At 71.3% G+C, this 16,734-nt stretch carries 15 protein-coding genes; 4 read left to right on the forward strand and 11 right to left on the reverse strand.

The annotated features are described in order from the left end of the window. On the forward strand, window positions 1–599 hold a 599-nt coding region (locus DLJ49_RS13355; protein WP_115394057.1), incomplete at its 5' end, for an IS256 family transposase. Window positions 600–690: 91 nt separating this feature from the next. Here the strand turns inward: DLJ49_RS13355 and DLJ49_RS22130 are convergent. From DLJ49_RS22130 to DLJ49_RS13375, 6 genes are all read right to left on the reverse strand, one after another. Beyond that, window positions 691–855, reverse strand: a complete 165-nt coding sequence (locus DLJ49_RS22130; protein ID WP_199533373.1) for a hypothetical protein — start codon at window positions 853–855, stop codon at window positions 691–693. Between the two features lie 199 nt (window positions 856–1,054). After that, the gene (gap, locus tag DLJ49_RS13360) at window positions 1,055–2,056 is read right to left on the reverse strand and encodes a type I glyceraldehyde-3-phosphate dehydrogenase (RefSeq protein WP_115394058.1); all 1,002 of its coding nucleotides are present in this window, start codon (window positions 2,054–2,056) and stop codon (window positions 1,055–1,057) included. 93 nt (window positions 2,057–2,149) lie between these two features. Then, the gene (locus DLJ49_RS22135; protein ID WP_199533374.1) at window positions 2,150–2,290 is read right to left on the reverse strand and encodes a hypothetical protein; all 141 of its coding nucleotides are present in this window, start codon (window positions 2,288–2,290) and stop codon (window positions 2,150–2,152) included. 87 nt (window positions 2,291–2,377) lie between these two features. Further along, on the reverse strand, window positions 2,378–3,892 hold the full coding sequence (gene trpE, locus DLJ49_RS13365; protein WP_115394059.1) for an anthranilate synthase component I: 1,515 nt from the start codon (window positions 3,890–3,892) through the stop codon (window positions 2,378–2,380). Window position 3,893: 1 nt separating this feature from the next. After that, a complete protein-coding gene (locus DLJ49_RS13370) occupies window positions 3,894–5,756 on the reverse strand; it encodes a peptidylprolyl isomerase (RefSeq protein WP_115394060.1) in 1,863 nt (620 codons plus the stop codon). 30 nt (window positions 5,757–5,786) lie between these two features. Then, window positions 5,787–6,989: an aminotransferase gene (locus tag DLJ49_RS13375; protein WP_115394061.1), complete on the reverse strand. Its 1,203-nt coding sequence runs from the start codon at window positions 6,987–6,989 to the stop codon at window positions 5,787–5,789. A gap of 83 nt (window positions 6,990–7,072) precedes the next feature. Between DLJ49_RS13375 and ligA the strand changes: the two genes are divergently transcribed. Both ligA and recG read left to right on the forward strand, forming a co-directional pair. Further along, window positions 7,073–9,196 carry an NAD-dependent DNA ligase LigA gene (ligA, locus tag DLJ49_RS13380; protein ID WP_115394062.1) on the forward strand — a complete coding sequence of 708 codons (2,124 nt, stop codon included), beginning with the start codon at window positions 7,073–7,075 and terminating at the stop codon, window positions 9,194–9,196. Window positions 9,197–9,215: 19 nt separating this feature from the next. Next, complete coding sequence (gene recG, locus DLJ49_RS13385; protein WP_115394063.1) at window positions 9,216–11,306, forward strand: ATP-dependent DNA helicase RecG; 2,091 nt, start codon at window positions 9,216–9,218, stop codon at window positions 11,304–11,306. Between the two features lie 401 nt (window positions 11,307–11,707). Here recG and DLJ49_RS13390 read toward each other — a convergent pair whose 3' ends face one another. Further along, window positions 11,708–12,154, reverse strand: a complete 447-nt coding sequence (locus tag DLJ49_RS13390) for an iron-sulfur cluster assembly scaffold protein (RefSeq protein ID WP_115394064.1) — start codon at window positions 12,152–12,154, stop codon at window positions 11,708–11,710. Between the two features lie 62 nt (window positions 12,155–12,216). Here DLJ49_RS13390 and hisI point away from each other — a divergent pair, with 62 nt between their 5' ends. Beyond that, the gene (gene hisI, locus DLJ49_RS13395) at window positions 12,217–12,597 is read left to right on the forward strand and encodes a phosphoribosyl-AMP cyclohydrolase (protein ID WP_115394065.1); all 381 of its coding nucleotides are present in this window, start codon (window positions 12,217–12,219) and stop codon (window positions 12,595–12,597) included. Here hisI and gluQRS read toward each other — a convergent pair. From gluQRS to DLJ49_RS13415, 4 genes are all read right to left on the reverse strand, one after another. Beyond that, window positions 12,594–13,439, reverse strand: coding sequence for a tRNA glutamyl-Q(34) synthetase GluQRS (gluQRS, locus tag DLJ49_RS13400; RefSeq protein WP_115394066.1), 846 nt, complete (start codon window positions 13,437–13,439; stop codon window positions 12,594–12,596). The two genes, hisI and gluQRS, sit on opposite strands and share 4 nt — an antisense overlap. Continuing rightward, window positions 13,436–14,047 carry a class I SAM-dependent DNA methyltransferase gene (locus DLJ49_RS13405; protein WP_115394067.1) on the reverse strand — a complete coding sequence of 204 codons (612 nt, stop codon included), beginning with the start codon at window positions 14,045–14,047 and terminating at the stop codon, window positions 13,436–13,438. The genes gluQRS and DLJ49_RS13405 overlap by 4 nt, the downstream gene beginning before the upstream one ends. A gap of 50 nt (window positions 14,048–14,097) precedes the next feature. After that, on the reverse strand, window positions 14,098–15,447 hold the full coding sequence (trmFO, locus tag DLJ49_RS13410; protein WP_115394068.1) for a methylenetetrahydrofolate--tRNA-(uracil(54)-C(5))-methyltransferase (FADH(2)-oxidizing) TrmFO: 1,350 nt from the start codon (window positions 15,445–15,447) through the stop codon (window positions 14,098–14,100). Between the two features lie 217 nt (window positions 15,448–15,664). Next, window positions 15,665–16,654, reverse strand: coding sequence for a lysophospholipid acyltransferase family protein (locus tag DLJ49_RS13415; RefSeq protein ID WP_115394069.1), 990 nt, complete (start codon window positions 16,652–16,654; stop codon window positions 15,665–15,667). Window positions 16,655–16,734: the final 80 nt, after the last annotated feature.

A 16,734-nucleotide genomic window follows, 5' to 3' on the forward strand; every position in this document is an offset into this window, starting at 1 on the left:
GGCGGGAGTTGCTGGTCGACATCAAGAAACGCGGCCTCAAGGTGCCACCCGAGATCGCCGTGGGCGATGGGGCGATGGGGTTCTGGAAGGCCCTCGACGAAGTCTTTCCGGGCACGCGTCACCAGCGGTGCTGGGTCCACAAGACCTCGAACGTCCTGAACAAGTTCCCGAAATCCATGCATCCGTCGGTGAAGGCCGACCTCCGGGAGATCTGGCAGGCCGAGACCCGCGCTGCCGCCGAGGCCGCCATGGACACCTTCGCGGACAAGTACGGGGCCAAGTACGAGAAGGCCGTGACCTGCCTGACCAAGGACCGTGAGGCGTTGCTGTCCTTCTACGCCTTCCCTGCCGAGCACTGGGACCACCTGCGCACCGGCAACCCGATCGAGAGCGTCTTCGCCACCGTCCGGCACCGAACGGTCCGGACCAAGGGCGCCCTGTCGCAGAAGACGGCGAAGCTGATGGTCTTCAAGCTCGTTCAGGCCGCCGCGAAAACCTGGCGCCGCCTGAAGGGCGCGAACCAGTTGCCAAAGGTCGTCGAGGGCGTCACGTTCAACGACGGCGTCGCCGCACGTGACACCGAAACCCGCGCCGCCTGATCAGGCCGTGTCACCCAAAATCGGGCATAGCTCCGTCAGTCCTTTCCTTGGGCTTTGGCCGGGGGCTGAAAGGAGATCCCCGGTCGCGGGATCAGGCGCCGTAGACGGCGCGGGCGGCAAGGCGGTCGGCCTCGGCACGGTCGAAGTCGAGGTCGAGCGCCACGTCGAGGGGCACCGCGCGCAGCTCGCGGCGGGTGCGGGCATAGCGGGCGCGGCGGTCGGCGATGTCACGGATGCGGATGATCAGGTCGGTCATTGGTCTGTCCTCACGGGCGGTGGTCAGTGCATTGCTGCGTCGCGGCATATGTTGGCGCTAACGCCCCTCGGAACAATCCCCCGATTACGTGATCCGGGCTTGCATCGACTGCATGGCTTCGACGCCGGCGGCGTCGCCAACGAGAAGCGCCGCGCTCAAGGGAGAGCGCGGCGCCGCCGTCTCGGATCGTCGCCCGAGTTCAGAGATGCTTGCCCATCTCGGCCGCGGTGTCGAGCATCCGGCAGGAAAAGCCCCACTCGTTGTCGTACCACGACAGCACGCGCACCAGCTTGCCTTCCAGCACCTTGGTCTGGTCCGTGGCGAAGATCGACGAATGCGGGTCGTGGTTGAAGTCGGTCGAGACGAGCTTCTCGTCGGTCACGCCGAGGATGCCTTGCAGTTCGCCCGACGCCGCCGCGCGGATCGCCTCGTTGATCTCGTCGGTCGAGGTCTCGCGCCCGGCCTCGAGCGTCAGGTCCACCACCGAGACGTTCGGCGTCGGCACGCGGATCGCCACGCCGTCGAGCTTGCCGTCGAGCTCGGGCATCACGAGACCCACGGCGCGCGCCGCGCCCGTCGAGGTCGGGATCATCGACATCGCCGCGGCGCGGGCGCGGTAGAGATCCTTGTGCATCGTGTCGAGCGTCGGCTGGTCGCCGGTATAGGAGTGGATCGTCGTCATGAAGCCGCGCTCGATCCCGAGCGCCTTGTTCAGCACGTAGGCGACGGGGGCGAGGCAGTTCGTCGTGCACGAGGCGTTCGACACCACGAGGTCGTCGGTCGTGAGCGTGTCGTGGTTCACGCCGTAGACGATGGTCTTGTCGGCGCCCTTCGAGGGCGCCGAGACGAGCACCCGCGAGGCGCCGTTCTCCAGGTGCACCTGCGCCTTCTCCTTGTCGGTGAAGATGCCGGTGCATTCGAGCACGATGTCGACATCCGACCACGGCAGCGCCTTCGGGTCGCGCTCGGCCGTGACGGCAATGGGCCCGCGGCCCACGTCGATGCCTTCGCCGGTGGTCCTGACCTCGAAGGGCGCGCGCCCGTGCACGCTGTCGTAGCGCAGGAGGTGCGCGTTGGTCTCGACCGGTCCGAGGTCGTTGATCGCCACGACCTCCACGTCGGTGCGCCCCGTCTCGATCAGCGCGCGCAGCACGTTGCGCCCGATCCGGCCGAAGCCGTTGATCGCCACCTTTACCGCCATCGTCGTCTCTCCCATGTCTCGCGCCGCGTCGTGCGGCCGGTCGCGGCCTTCCAATCGTCTCGCGCCGCCCGCGTCAACCGCGTGCCCTGCGGCCTAACGCCAGAAGGCCAGCCACTCGATCAGCCCCAGCAGGCGGCGCCCGAGGAACAGGTGCAACTCCCATCCGAAGAGGAAGTTCGCGGCGATCGTCAGCGCGAGCAGACCGCCGAGCCACAGCGCGATCCGGTCGGTCACGGCGCGGCGCCCCTCGCTGCTTTCTGTCGCAAATACGCGATCGCCACGGCGCCGTGGGGGGCGCCGAGTGGCCGGGGGCGGGCCGGCTCAGCCATTGCCCCGCCGCACGAAGCGGCCGGCATCCTCGGCCGCGGCGCGCAGGGCGCGGGCCTTGTTGACCGTTTCCTGCCACTCGGCCGCGGGGTCGCTGTCGTAGACCACGCCGCCGCCCGCCTGCACATACAGCGTCTCGTCCTTCACCACGGCGGTGCGCAGGGCGATGCACATGTCCATGTCGCCGTCGGCCGAGAAATAGCCGACCGCCCCGCCGTAGACTCCGCGCTTTTCCGGCTCCAGCTCGTCGATGATCTCCATCGCGCGCACCTTGGGCGCCCCGCTGACGGTGCCCGCGGGCAGGCCCGCGAGCAGGGCCGACAGGGCGTCGTGCCCGTCGGACAGCTCGCCCACCACGTTCGAGACAATGTGCATGACGTGGCTGTAGCGCTCGATCACGAACTCCTCGGTCGGCCGCACCGTGCCGATCTTCGCCACCCGGCCGACGTCGTTGCGCCCCAGATCGAGCAGCATCAGGTGCTCGGCCATCTCCTTTTCGTCCGACAGCAGGTCGGCCTCGAGCGCGCGGTCCTCCTCCTCGGAGGCGCCGCGGGGGCGCGTGCCCGCGATGGGGCGGATCGTGACCTCGCCCTCGCGGACGCGCACGAGGATTTCCGGCGAGGCACCCACCACCTGGAAGCCGCCGAAATCGAAGAAGAACAGGAAGGGGGAGGGGTTGGTGCGCCGCAGCGAGCGGTAGAGCGCGAAGGGCGGCAGGGGAAAGTGCTGCGCCCATCGCTGCGACGGCACCACCTGAAAGATGTCGCCGGCGCGGATGTAGTCCTTCGCCGCCTCGACGGCAGCGAGGTAGGCGGGGCGGGTGAAGTTCGACACGGGCTCGCCGACCTCGGCCGCCTCGCCAAGCGCGCGCGGCTCGCCCGGCACGCCGCCCTCGATGTCGCGCACCGCGTCGGCCACGCGCTCGGCGGCCTGCGCGTAGGCGGCCCGCGCCGTGAGGCCCGAGGCGGTGAAGGCCGGCGCGACGACGATCACCTCTCCCTTCACCCCGTCGAGCACCGCCACGACCGAGGGGCGCAGCAGCACCGCGTCGGGCAGGCCCAGCGGATCGGGGTTCACGTCGGGCAGGTGCTCGACCAGCCGCACCATGTCGTAGCCGAGATAGCCGAAGAGGCCGGCCGCGGCCGAGGGCAGGCCGCGGGGCAGGGCGATGCGGCTCTCCTCCAGCACCGCCCGCAGCGAGGCGAGCGGGTCGCGCGGATCGTCCACGAAGGCGTCGCCGTCGTACCGCGCCTCGCGGTTGAGCGAGGCTGTCGTGCCCCGGCAGCGCCACACGAGGTCGGGCTTGAGCCCCACGATGGAATAGCGCCCCCGCACCTCGCCGCCCGTGACCGATTCGAGCATGAAGGAGTCCGCCCGCGCGCCGCCGAGCTTGAGCATCAGCGACACGGGCGTGTCGAGATCGGCGGCGAGGCGCGCATAGACGACCTGGTTCTGGCCCGCCTCCCACCCGCGGGCGAAGTCGTCGTAGGCGGGCGCGAGCGCGACCATCCTAGTTGAAGACCTGGGAATGGACGGCATTGAGCGCGGGCTGGTCGAAGCTGACACCCTCGCGCGCCATCAGCCCCCGGACGTAGAACTGCAGCGCGTCGGTCGCCATGCCCTGCGCGGCCTGGCTCTCGAGCGCCTGCCGCAACAGCGCCACGCGCTGGTTCTCGTCGTCGGGGGGGGCGATCTCGCGCAACTCGAGCAGGTAGGCCGCGCCGTCGCCCTCCACCACCGCGCGCGCGCCTTCGTCCATCTCGAAGGCGCGGGCGATCAGCGCGGGCGGCACGCCCTCGAGCGTGGCGTCGCGCGTCACCCCCTCGGCCGTCTCCACCGCCGCGCCGGACGCGCCCAGCGCGTCGCCGCCCGCGAGATCGGCGCGCGCGTCCTCGGCCTGCGCGGCGAGGCGGCGCGTGCGCTCTGCGGCGCGCCAGTCGTCGGCCACGGTGGCGCGGATGTCGTCCAGCGGGGGCACGCGGGGCGGCACCACCTCGTCGACGCGCAGCGCGAAGAGCGACTCGTCGCCGAGGATCTCGATCTGCGGAAAGTCGCCCTCCTGCGCGGCGCGGGCCGCTTCGCGGAAGCGCTCGTAGCCCACGATCTCGCCCGCCTCGGTGCCGACCCCGGGGAACCAGTCGAGCCTGCCGACCTCCATCTCGGTCTCGTCGCCCAGATCCTTGAGCGTCGCGCCCGCGGCGAGGCGGTCGTCGAACTCGTCGACCATGCCCGACAGCATCCGGCGGGCCCGCTCGATCGAGGCCTCGCGGGCCAGCTCGTCACGCACCTCCGCGAGCGGGATGTCGCGCGCGTCGAGGATCGCGTTCACCCGGAACAGCGCGGGGCCGAGCGACGTCTCGACCGGCCCCACGACACCGGGGCCCTCAAGGGCGAACACCGCCTCGGCCGCCGCGCCCAGATCGTCGCGCGCCACGTCGCCGAGATCGACATCCTGCAGCGTCAGCCCCCGCTCGCGCACGAGCGCGCCGAAATCGGTCCCGCCGGCCTCGAGCGCCGCCGCGGCGCGCTCGGCCGCCGCCGCGCTCTCGAACACCAGCCGTTCCACGAGCCGGCGCTCGGGCTGCACGTATTCGTCGATCCGCTCCTCGTAGAGCGCCTCGACCGCGCCCTCCTCGGGCTCGATCGTGTCGGCCAGCGCCGCGGGCGTCAGCCAGGCATAGGTGAGGCGCTTGGTCTGTGGCAGGCGATAGGCGTCTTCGTTTTCCTCGTAGTGCGCCCTCAGGTCGGCGTCGGTGGGCTCGGGCAGCGGGGCGTCGAGGTCTTCGGGGCCGAAGCGCCGCCACGCGAAGCTGCGCCGTTCGCCCACGTAGGCCGTCACCGTGTCGGCAAAGGCGTCGGGCGGGGCGATGCCTCCCGCCGCGGCCGCCTGCAGGAGCGCGCGGGTCTGGTCGGCGCGCACCTCTTCCTCGTATTCGGGCACCGTCCAGCCGTTCTGCCGCAGCACGAATTCGTAGGTCTGCCGGTCGAACGCGCCGTTCGGCCCCTGGAACGCCTGCGTCTGCAGGATACGCTCGCCCACCACCTCGTCGCTGACCGACAGCCCCAGATCGGCCGCCTCGCCGTCGAGCGCCGCCTGGCCGGCAAGGCTGCCCTGCACCTCGGCCATCAGCCCAATCGCCTCGGCGCGCGCCCGCGTCACCGGCGCGCCAGTTGCCTGACGCTCGGCGCGGATCGCCTGGTCGAGCGCGCGGAAGTATTGCTGCGCCGTGATCTCCTGGCTGCCCACGCGGCCGACCGCCGTGGTCGAGCCGCCGAACGAGCCGATGCCGAAGCCCGCGAGGCCCACGATCAGCAGCGCGAGCAGGATCCACACGAAGACCTTGCTCGCCTTCTTGCCGACGCTTTCCGCCATGTGTTCCCTCCCGGCGCTGTTGGCGGCGTCCTAGACGCTGCCCGCCCGGCTCGCAAGGCGCGGGCCGGTCACGGCGCCGAGACGCTCGGCCAGTCGCCCGATGCCGGCCCGGTCGACATTGGCGAAGGCGATGCGCAGGTGCGCGCGCCCGCCGCCATCGGGCATGAACATGGTGCCCGGCAGGCAGAGAACGCCGGCCTCGCTCACCAGCCGCTTCGCCAGCGCATCCGACGGCGCGTCGAACGGGTGGCGGACATAGGCGAAATAGGCGCCCACCCCCTCGAGCCGCCAGCCCAGCGGGGCGAGAGCCGCGATCGCCTCGGCGATGGCCGCCCGCCGGTCGAGGATCTCGGCCCGCTCGCCCGCGAGCCACTGGCTCAGGTTCCGCATCCCCCAGAGCGCCGCGCGCTGGCCGATCTGCGGCGGGCAGATGGCGACCGTGTCGAGGAACTTTTCCACCTGCGCGAGCCGTGCCTGCGAGGCCACCATCGCCCCCACCCGGTGCCCGGTCAGCCGGTAGGCCTTGGAGAAGGAATAGAGCTGCAGCACCGTCTCGCCCCAGTCGTCGCGCTCGAAGAGGGCATGGGGTGCGCCGGGGCGCGAGTCGAAATCGCGGTAGGTCTCGTCGACGATCAGGGCGAGGCCCTTCGCCCGGGCAAGCTCGGCGAAAGCGGCGACCACCCCGGCGGGGTATTCCACGCCCGCCGGGTTGTTGGGCGTCACCAGCACGATGGCCCGGGTGCGGGCGGTGATCGCCACCTCGGCGTCCTCGACCCGCGGGATCAGGCCGGGGCTCGGGGGCAAGGGCACCGTCCGCACGCTCGCCATGTCGAGCCACATCTTGTGATTGAAATACCAGGGGGTTGGAAGGAGAACCTCGTCGCCCGGGCCCGCCAGCGTCGCCATTGCCGCCGCGAAGGCCTGGTTGCAGCCGGCGGTGATCGCCACCTGCGCGGGCGCGATCTGCCCTCCGTAGGCCGCCGAGAACTGCGCCGCCACCTCCTCGCGCAGCGCGGGCAGTCCCAGCACCGGCCCGTAGAGATGGGCGGCATCGTCTTCCAGCACCGCCTGCGCCATCGCCTCGCGCAGGGCCACGGGCGGCGGCTCTACCGGCGCGGCCTGGCTCACGTTGATGAGCGGGCGGCTCGCGGGAAAGGTCACCCCCTCGACCCAGCGGCGTGCCTCCATCACCGGCGGCGCCTCGCAGGCCGCCATCGCGGGGCTCACATGCATACCCGTCCCTCCGTCAAGCCGCGGCGACCCTAGGGCCTTTCGCGCCGCTGGACCAGCGCCCGCAACCGCCCTAAACCCGCCGCATGGGGCAGGCGCAGACAGACACCCGCGAGCTGACCGAGGCGGAGGCCGCCGCGGAACTGGCCGCGCTGCGCGCGCGGATCGAGCGGGCCAACGCGGCGTATCACCGGCAGGACGCGCCAGAGATCACCGATGCCGAATACGACGCGCTGAAGGCCCGCGCCCTGGCGCTGGAAGAGGCGTTCCCCGCCCTCGCCACGCCTGAGAGCCCGACGCGGCAGGTCGGCGCGGCGCCGGCCGAGGGCTTTGCCAGGGTCCGCCACCGGGTGCGGATGTATTCGCTCGCCAACGCCTTCGACGACGATGAGGTGGCCGATTTCGTCCGCTCCGTGCGGGCGTTCCTCGGGATGGGCGAGGATGCGCCTCTGGCCTTCACCGCCGAGCCGAAGATCGACGGCCTGTCGCTCAGCCTGCGCTACGAGGGCGGCAGGCTCGTGCAGGCGGCCACCCGCGGCGACGGGCAGGAGGGCGAGAACGTCACCGCCAACGCCCTGACGGTGAACGATATTCCCGAGCGGTTGGAGAGCGCGCCCGATGTGCTGGAGGTGCGCGGCGAGGTCTACATGACGCACGCCGATTTCGCCGCGCTGAACGCCCGGCAGGCGGCGCGCGGCGACAAGACCTTCGCCAACCCGCGCAACGCTGCCGCCGGCTCGCTCCGCCAGCTCGATGCCACGATCACCGCCGCGCGCCCCCTGCGGTTTTTCGCCTATGCCTGGGGCGAGGTGTCGGCGCCTCTCGCCGAGACCCAGTTCGCGTCAATTCAGCGTCTCAAGGCGCTGGGATTCCAGACAAACCCGCTGACGGTGCGCTGCGCGACGGTGCCGGAGATGCTCGATCATTACGCCGCGGTCGAGCAGCAGCGCGCCACGCTCGACTACGATATCGACGGCGTCGTCTACAAGGTCGACGACCTCGCGCTGCAGGGGCGCCTCGGCTATCGCTCCACCACGCCCCGCTGGGCCATCGCCCACAAGTTTCCCGCCGAGACGGCATGGACCCGGCTCGAGGCCATCGACATCCAGGTGGGCCGCACCGGCGCGCTCTCGCCCGTGGCGCGGCTGACGCCGGTGACGGTGGGTGGCGTGGTGGTGTCGAACGCGACGCTCCACAACGAGGATTACATCGCCGGGCGCGACGCCAAGGGCCAGCCCATCCGCGAGGGGCGCGACATCCGCGTGGGCGACTGGGTGCAGGTGTATCGCGCGGGCGACGTGATCCCCAAGATCGCCGATGTCGACCTGATGAAACGCCCGGAAGGCGCTGAACCCTACGAGTTTCCCACGCATTGCCCCGCCTGCGGCTCCGAGGCGATCCGCGAGGAGGGCGACGCGGTGCGCCGCTGCACCGGCGGCCTGATCTGCCCCGCGCAGGCGGTGGAAAAGCTCAAGCACTTCGTCTCGCGCGCCGCCTTCGACATCGAGGGTCTGGGGGCGAAACAGGTCGAGGCGCTCTACGCCGACGGCTGGATCAGGGAGCCGGCCGACATCTTCGATCTCGAAGCGAGGTACGGCTCCGGCCCCCGGCAGTTGAAGAACCGCGAGGGCTGGGGCGACAAGAGCGCGAAGAACCTCTTTCAGGCAATTGAGGAAACGCGCGAAATCGAGCTCAACCGTGTGATCTTCGCGCTCGGCATCCGCCATATCGGCGAGAGCGCCGCGCAGCTTCTCGCCCGCCACTACGGCTCGTGGGCGGCGTTCCGCAGCGCCGTCCGCGAGGCCGAGGATCGCCAGGGCGCCGCCTGGGAAGAGCTCATCGACATCGACGGGATCGGCGTGGTCATGGCCGAGTCGCTCGTCACCGCCTTCGCCCAAGAGCGCGAGCGCGCCTCGATCGACCGGCTGGCCGAGCGGCTGACCATCACCGACGTCGCCGCGCCCACGGCCGAGGGCAGCCCGGTGGCCGGCAAGACCCTGGTCTTCACCGGAACGCTGGAGAAGATGAGCCGCGCCGAGGCCAAGGCTCGGGCCGAGGCGCTGGGGGCGAAGGTCTCGGGCTCGGTCTCGGCCAAGACCGACCTCGTGATCGCCGGGCCGGGGGCGGGCAGCAAGGCGAAAAAGGCCGCCGAGCTGGGCATCGAGACGATCGACGAGGATGCCTGGCTGCGCCTGATCGGCGCCGGCTGAGCGCGCCCGCCGTGGACCAGTGAGCACGCGCCCCCCCGCCCTCTACCCGCTCTTCGCGGAGATCGAGACGCTGCCGGGGATCGGCCCGCGCCTCGCCGAGCGGCTCAAGGCGCTCGACATAACCCGGCCCCGCGACCTGCTGTTCACGCTGCCCCATTCCGGCATCGACCGCCGCCACGTTGCCTCGATCCGCGCCGTTCAGCCGCCCGCGGTCGCCACCGTCGAGGTGGTGGTCGGCCGCCACCGGCCGCCCTCGCGGCGCAACGGGCCCTACCGGGTCGAGGTGGAGGATGCGCAGACCACCTTTCAACTCGTTTATTTCAATGCCGATCCCCGCTATCTCGGGCGTCTTTTGCCGACCGGTCAGCGCCGTGTCGTCTCGGGCAAGGTCGAGCTGTTCGACGGGGTGGCGCAGATGGCCCATCCCGACCACGTCCTGCCCCCGGAGGAGGCTGGCGAGATCCCCCCCTTCGAGCCGGTTTATCCCTTGACCGCAGGGGTATCGCAGAAGGTGATGGCCAAGGCCGCGCAGGCCGCGCTCGACCGCGCGCCGAACCTCGAGGAGTGGATCGACGAGCCGTTGCGCGCGCGCGAGGGCTGGCCGCGCTGGCGTTCGGCGCTCCAGACTGCGCACGCGCCGCTGGGCCTCGAAGAGGTCGCTGCCCATGCGCCCGCCCGCCAACGCCTTGCCTACGATGAGTTTTTTGCCCACCAGTTGACGCTCGCGCTGGCCCGCGCGGGGCTGCGCCTCGGACCCGGCCGACCGACGGTAGGTGACGGCCGCCTTGCCGCCAAGATTCTGGGATCGCTGGAGTTTTCCCCGACCGGCGCGCAGGAGCGGGCAGTGGCGGAGATCACCGCCGACATGGCCGGCGACAAGCGGATGATGCGGCTTCTGCAGGGCGACGTGGGCGCGGGCAAGACGCTCGTCGCGGTGCTGGCGATGTGCGCGGCGGTCGAGGCCGGGGGGCAGGCGGTGCTGATGGCGCCGACCGAGATCCTCGCGCGCCAGCACCTCGACTCGATCCGCCCGCTGGCCGAGGCCGCCGGGATCGTCGCCGAGGTGCTCACCGGGCGCGACAAGGGGGCCGAGCGGGCTGCCAAGCTCAAGGCGCTGGACTCGGGCGATATCCAGATCCTGATCGGCACCCATGCCGTGTTCCAGGCCGACGTTACGTTCCGCGACCTGCGGCTGGCCATCGTCGACGAGCAGCACCGCTTCGGCGTGGCGCAGCGGATGGAGCTGGGCGCCAAGGGCGAGGCGGTCGACGTGCTGGTCATGACGGCGACGCCGATCCCCCGGTCGCTGGCGCTGTCGCAATATGGCGACCTCGACCTGTCGGTGCTCGACGAAAAGCCCCCGGGGCGCACGCCGGTCGTCACGCGCCTCGTCTCCACCGGCCGACTCGACGAGGTGGTGGAGCATCTGCGCAAGGCGATTACCGAGGGTAAGCAGGCCTATTGGGTCTGCCCGCTGGTCGAGGAAAGCGAGGCGACCGACCTTGTTGCCGCCGAGGAGCGCTTTCGCCACCTGCGCGCGCGGCTCGGCGAGGGGCAGGTGGCGCTGGTGCACGGCCAGATGCCGCCCGCAGAGAAGGACGCGGCGATGGCCCGCTTCGTGGCGGGTGACGTGCCGCTGCTGGTGGCGACCACGGTGATCGAGGTGGGGGTCAACGTGCCCAATGCGTCGATCATGGTGATCGAGCGCGCCGAATCGTTCGGCCTGGCACAGCTCCACCAGTTGCGGGGCCGGGTCGGGCGCGGCGCGGCGCAGTCGACCTGCCTGCTGATGTATCGGGGGCCCCTCGGCGAGACGGCCCGCAGGCGGCTGGAAACCCTGAGAGAAACCGAGGACGGCTTTCGCATCGCCGAGGAGGATCTCGCCCTGCGCGGCGCGGGCGACCTGATCGGAACGGCCCAGAGCGGGCTGCCGCGGTTCCGTATCGGCGACCTCGAGCGGCAGACCGCGCTCATGGCGATGGCGCAATCCGACGCCCGCCGCCTGCTCGCCGACGACCCCACGCTGGAGAGCGATCGCGGCCGCGCGGCGCGGGTGCTGCTGTGGTTGCTCGAGCAGGATCGAGCGATCCGAATGATCGCAGTGGGTTAGCGGCCGAGCCCCTCTCGGGACACGCTTTGTTCGCCAATGTTCTTAAAAAGTTCTTTACAGGTCGCCCGCCATATGAGAACAAAGGGGCAACTCAGGCGAGGGAGATGGCAATGCTCAACGATGTCAAGAGGATCGCTCTTTCGGGCCGCACGGCGGCCGACGCGCTCGGCGCCGTTGCCTTGATGGTGGCCCTCTATGCCGGGCTGCACCTGCCTGTCTTCGTCTGACCGGGTTTCTGCCTGCGGTCTGTCGTCCGGTCGCGCCGTGCCCCCAACCGCGGCGCCGCACCTGCCTGTCGTTCGCGCATGTCCCCGCGCGGAACGGTCGCCGGAGACGCAGATTCGCCACTTGCCGCCGCGGCCCCTCGGGCGCGGCGGCTTTTTCTTTTGGATCTAAGTCGCTTACGCGGCCTTTTCGGCCTCGGCCAGCGCCTCGCAGGCGGCATCCCACGCCAGCAGGATCGAGGGATGGCGGTTGGCGAAGTCGCGGGCCGCGACAAGCGTCTCGAGCGCCTCGAACGGGGCAGCGGGTGGCGGGGCGCCGTGCTTGAGCATGGCCGCAAGAGCGTCGCGCGCGGCCTCGATCTCGGGCCGCGTGCGGCCGATCGCGTGACGCCCGAGCACCGAGGCGGAGGCCTGGCCGAGCGCGCAGGCGCGCACGTCCTGCGCGAAGTTGGCGATGCGGCCCTCCTGCACCGTCAGGTCGACCGTCACCGTCGAGCCGCATTGCGGCGAGCGGCGGCGGGCGGTGGCCATGGGGCGCTCCAAGCGGCCGACATGGGGTATGTCGGCGGCGAGCGCGAGGATGCGCCCGGAATAGAGCTTGACGAGGTCGGTCTCGGTGGCCATGCGTCCCTCCCGCTTGCCCGCGAGAGAATAGGCGCGGGCGGCCCGATTGGAAAGGAGCGCCCATGCCTGAATCGCCGCACGGAGGCGTGTTCGATCCTGCGACGCTGGCCTGGGACGACCGCGGCCTGATCCCCGCCATCGCCCAGGACGCCAAGACGGGCGAGGTGCTGATGATGGCCTGGATGTCGGCCGAAAGCCTTCGTGCGACGCTTGAGACGGGGCGCGTAACCTACTGGTCTCGCTCCCGGAACGCCCTTTGGGAAAAGGGGGGCACCTCGGGCCACACCCAACGGCTGGTCGAGCTGCGGGTGGATTGCGACCGCGACTGCCTGCTGCTGCTGGTCGCGCAGACCGGCCCCGCCTGCCACACGATGCGGCGGACGTGCTTCTACACCTCGATCCGCGACGGGGCCGAGGTCGAGCTCATGGCGCCGGAAGCCTAGAGGCCGACCGCGCGCCGCACGTCAAGCGGCGTCCAGCCCTCGGCGCGCAGGGTAGAGAGGGCACGGGCGTCGTCGCGCTTCGCCAGGCGTTTGCCGTGCTCGTCGCGGATCAGCCGATGGTGGTGATAGGCGGGGGTGGCCAGGCCCAGCAGGTGCTGAAGGACGACGTGAATCGCGGTCGCCTCGAACAGGTCTTCCCCGCGCACGACCTCGGTGATCCCCTGCGCAGCGTCGTCGACCACAACGGCGAGGTGGTAGGCGGCCGCCCCGTCGCGCCGGCGCAGCACCACGTCGCCAATCCCCTCGATCAGGGTTTCCGGCGCGACGCTCACGGTGCCAAGGGGTGCGCGGCCTGTCTCTGAAAATCTAATTTGGCCAAGATCTTCAACGGCGTTTCTCATGTTCAGCCGCAGGGCGCCGCCGGGCGGCACCGGCCCCGCCGCGTCGGCGCGGCACGTGCCGGGATAGATCAGCCCGTCGGGCCCGAGGAGCGGGGCGCCCTCCTGCGGGGCGCCGGCCGCGGCCTCGATGTCGCGGCGCGAACAGGTGCAGGGGTAGAGCAGGCCCGCCTCCCACAGCCGCGCGAGCGCGTCGTCATAGGCGCCGCTACGCTCCGACTGGCGCATGACCGGGCGGGGCCAGGTCAGGCCGAGCCACGCGAGATCCTCCGCGATCAGCGCCTCCCACTCGGGGCGGGCGCGACTGCGGTCGAGATCCTCGATGCGCAGGAGCATCACGCCACCGGCGGCGTCGGCACGGGCGAAGGCGGTGAGCGCCGAGAAGGCATGGCCGAGATGCAGCGGCCCCGTGGGGCTGGGCGCGAAGCGCGTGACCGAGCTCACGCCTTCTCGAAGACGTAGACCGTGGCGTTGAGGTCGCGCGCCGGCAGATGGTCGCCGTACTCCTCGAAGATCGGGCGCAGGCCGCCGTCTTCCAGGGCACGCAGGGCGGCGAGGTAGTCGTCATCCGCCAGCGCATGGTCGTTGAAGGAAAAGGCGAGGCGGCCGCCAGTGTCGAGCAGTCCGGCCATGTCGCCCAGGAGCGAGGCCGGCGCCGCGCCGGGGCTGACCACGCCGGCGGCGACGATGGCGCCGTAGTCGCCGGGATTGACAGGGAGCGGCGCGGCGGGGTCGGTCTGCCAGAGCCGGCCGTAGATCTGCTTGGCTTCTGCCTCCGCCAGCATCGCGGCCGACACATCGGTCCCGTCGACGAGGGTAAAGCCGTGGGACACCAGCGCCTGCCCGGACAGCCCCGTGCCGCAGCCGATGTCGAGTACGCGCGTCTCGAGCGATGTGTCGGTTCCCGCCAGCGCGGCAGCTATTCGGTCGGGCGTGGCATAGGAGGCCTCGGCGAGCTCGGACTCGTAGGTATCGGCCCATTCGTCATACAGCTCGACGACCGCGCGCGGCCCATCGGCCGCGTAGACCTCGTCCAGAAATCTCTTGTGCATGGGAAAGCCCCTATCACGGACGCGCCGCGACAGAAACCCTTGCGCCCCGCTCAGGCCGCCGCCTGCCGGTCGGACGACAGCCAGCCCTGCCAGGCGGCCTTGGCGCGGTCGGTATAGGCGCGGTAGCGCTCGCGCCGGCCCTTGCGCCCGCCCTTCGCGTCGACCGGCGGGAACAGGCCGAAATTGACGTTCATCGGCTGGAACGTGCGGGCCTCGGCCCCCCCGGTGATGTGCGCGAGCAGGGCGCCGGTCGCGGTGACGTCGGGCACGGGCGGCAGGCTGCGGCCCTGCAGCTCGGCCGCGGCGAGGCGACCGGCCAGCAGCCCCATCGCCGCCGATTCGACGTAACCCTCGACGCCGGTGATCTGGCCGGCGAACCGGATGTGGGGCCGCGAGCGCAGCCGCATCTGGGCGTCGAGCAAAGTGGGCGAGTTGATGAAGGTGTTGCGGTGGATACCGCCCAGCCGGGCGAAGCGCGCCTCTTCCAGCCCGGGGATCATGCGGAACACCTGCGTCTGCGCGCCGTAGCGCATCTTGGTCTGGAAGCCGACGATGTTGTAGAGCGTGCCGAGCGCGTTGTCGCGGCGCAGCTGGACGACCGCCCATGGCTTCACGTCGGGTTGGTGCGGATTGGTCAGGCCGACCGGCTTCATCGGGCCATGGCGCAGCGTTTCGCGGCCGCGTTCGGCCATCACCTCGATCGGCAGGCAGCCGTCGAAATACTGGGCCGTCTCGCCGGGCTTGAAGGTCGTCACGTCGGCAGACAGCAAAGCGTCGACGAAGGCCTCGTACTGGTCGCGCGTCATCGGGCAGTTGATGTAGGCGGTGCGCTCGTCCTCGGTGTCGCCCTTGTCATAGCGCGACTGCCGCCACGCCACCCCCATGTCGATCGTGTCGGCGTAGACGATCGGCGCGATCGCGTCGAAGAAGGCGAGCGCCTGCTGCCCGGTCTCGGTGGCGATCGCCTCGGCCAGCGCGCCAGAGGTGAGCGGGCCGGTGGCGACGATGGCGGGCGCGTCGGGCAGGGCGGTGATCTCGCCCTCGACGACGCGCACGTTGGGGTGGGCACGCAGCCGCCGCGTCACCTCGGCCGCGAAGGGCTCGCGGTCGACGGCGAGCGCGCCGCCGGCGGGCAGGGCATGGGCGTCGGCCGTGTTCATGATCAGGCCGCCCGCCGCCCGCATCTCCCAGTGGAGCTGGCCGACGGCGTTGGTTTCGTCGTCGTCCGAGCGGAAGGAGTTGGAACAGACCATCTCGGCGAGGTCGCCCGTCTTGTGCGCGAAGGTGCCCACGCGGGGGCGCATCTCGTGCAGGACGACCGGCACGCCTGCCTCGGCCGCCTGCCACGCGGCCTCGGACCCGGCCATGCCCCCGCCCACGATGTGAAGCTCTCGTGTCATGCAGCGGAGGTAGCGGCCAAAGCCCCGCCTGTGAAGCCCCGGTCTGCCGCCGCCGCGTATCGCGGCCTTGCGCACCCCGGTGCCCCGCCCCGGTGCCCCGCCCCGGTGACCGTGGCCGGTGGCCCGCCCCGACGCGAGCGCCACGCCCCGGGCCAGTGCGGCGGACGCGCCGCGACGCCCTGCTTCTTTCTGGTCCAAATACGCACGAGGCGCGCGCTCAGAGGCGCGAGCGGCGGCTGGGCAGCTCGGCGGGGTGCAGGCCCGGCTCCATCCCCTCGCCGCGGTTCCACTTCCGTTTCCAGCGGCGGTGCATCCAGAACCATTGCTCGGGATGGGCGCGGATTCGCGCCGAGACGGCGTCGTTGTAGGCGCGTGTCATCTCGAGGGCGTCGGTGCGGGGCAGGGGCGCCTCGACCTCGACATCGAAGGACAGGCCGTCGGCGCGCCGCGTGCCGAAGACGCAGACCACCTCGGCCCCGGTGCGCAGCGCGATCTCGGCGGGGTGGGGAGAGGTCATGGCGGGGCGCCCGAGAAAGGGCAGCGCCACGCCCGTGCCGGTGTAGAGATCGTTGAGCATCATCGCCATGCCGCCGCGCTTGAGATGGGCGATCAGCCCCTTGGTGCCGGCGCGGCCCTGCGGAAAGATCGGGCCGCCGATCGCCTGCATCGTGGCGACGTAGTGACGGTTGACCAGCGCGTTGGCCATCGGCCTGTAGAGCCCGCCGATCACGTAGCCTTGCGCGACGAGGCAGGCGCGGGCCGCCTCGTAGTTGCCGAAATGCCCCGTCAGCAGCAGGACGGGCCGCCCCTCGTCTCGCGCCGCGGCGAGCGCCGGCAGGCCGGGGCCGGTTGGCACGACGCGGGCCATGCGCCGCGCGAGCTCGGTCGAGGAATAGTTCTCCATCAGAAGCCGCCCGGCCTGGCGGGCGGCGGCACGGGCGCGCTGCCGGCGGGCTGCGGCGGAGAGGTCGGGGTAAATGTAGGAGAGGTTCTCGTCGATTCGCGCGCCCATCCGCGTCAGCGGCGCCACGGCGCGGGCAAAGACCGCGCCGCCGAAGCGGATGCGCGCATCGTAGGGCAGTGTCCGCGCCACCCCCACGAGGGCGCGCAGCGCGAGATCCGCCGCCTGGTCGGCGGCATCGACACGCCCACCCTCGTTCTCGTCGGACGTCTGCGCGCCGCTGGCGGCGCCTGTCTGGTTTGCCATGTCCCTCTCCCGGCCGCGCAGGGGTAGGCCGGGGCCGCCGCGGGGGCAAGGGCAGGCGGGATCTCGACGGCATCGGCAGC

It is taken from the genome of Rhodovulum sp. 12E13, from assembly GCF_003340565.1.
GTDB lineage: Bacteria > Pseudomonadota > Alphaproteobacteria > Rhodobacterales > Rhodobacteraceae > HLUCCA09.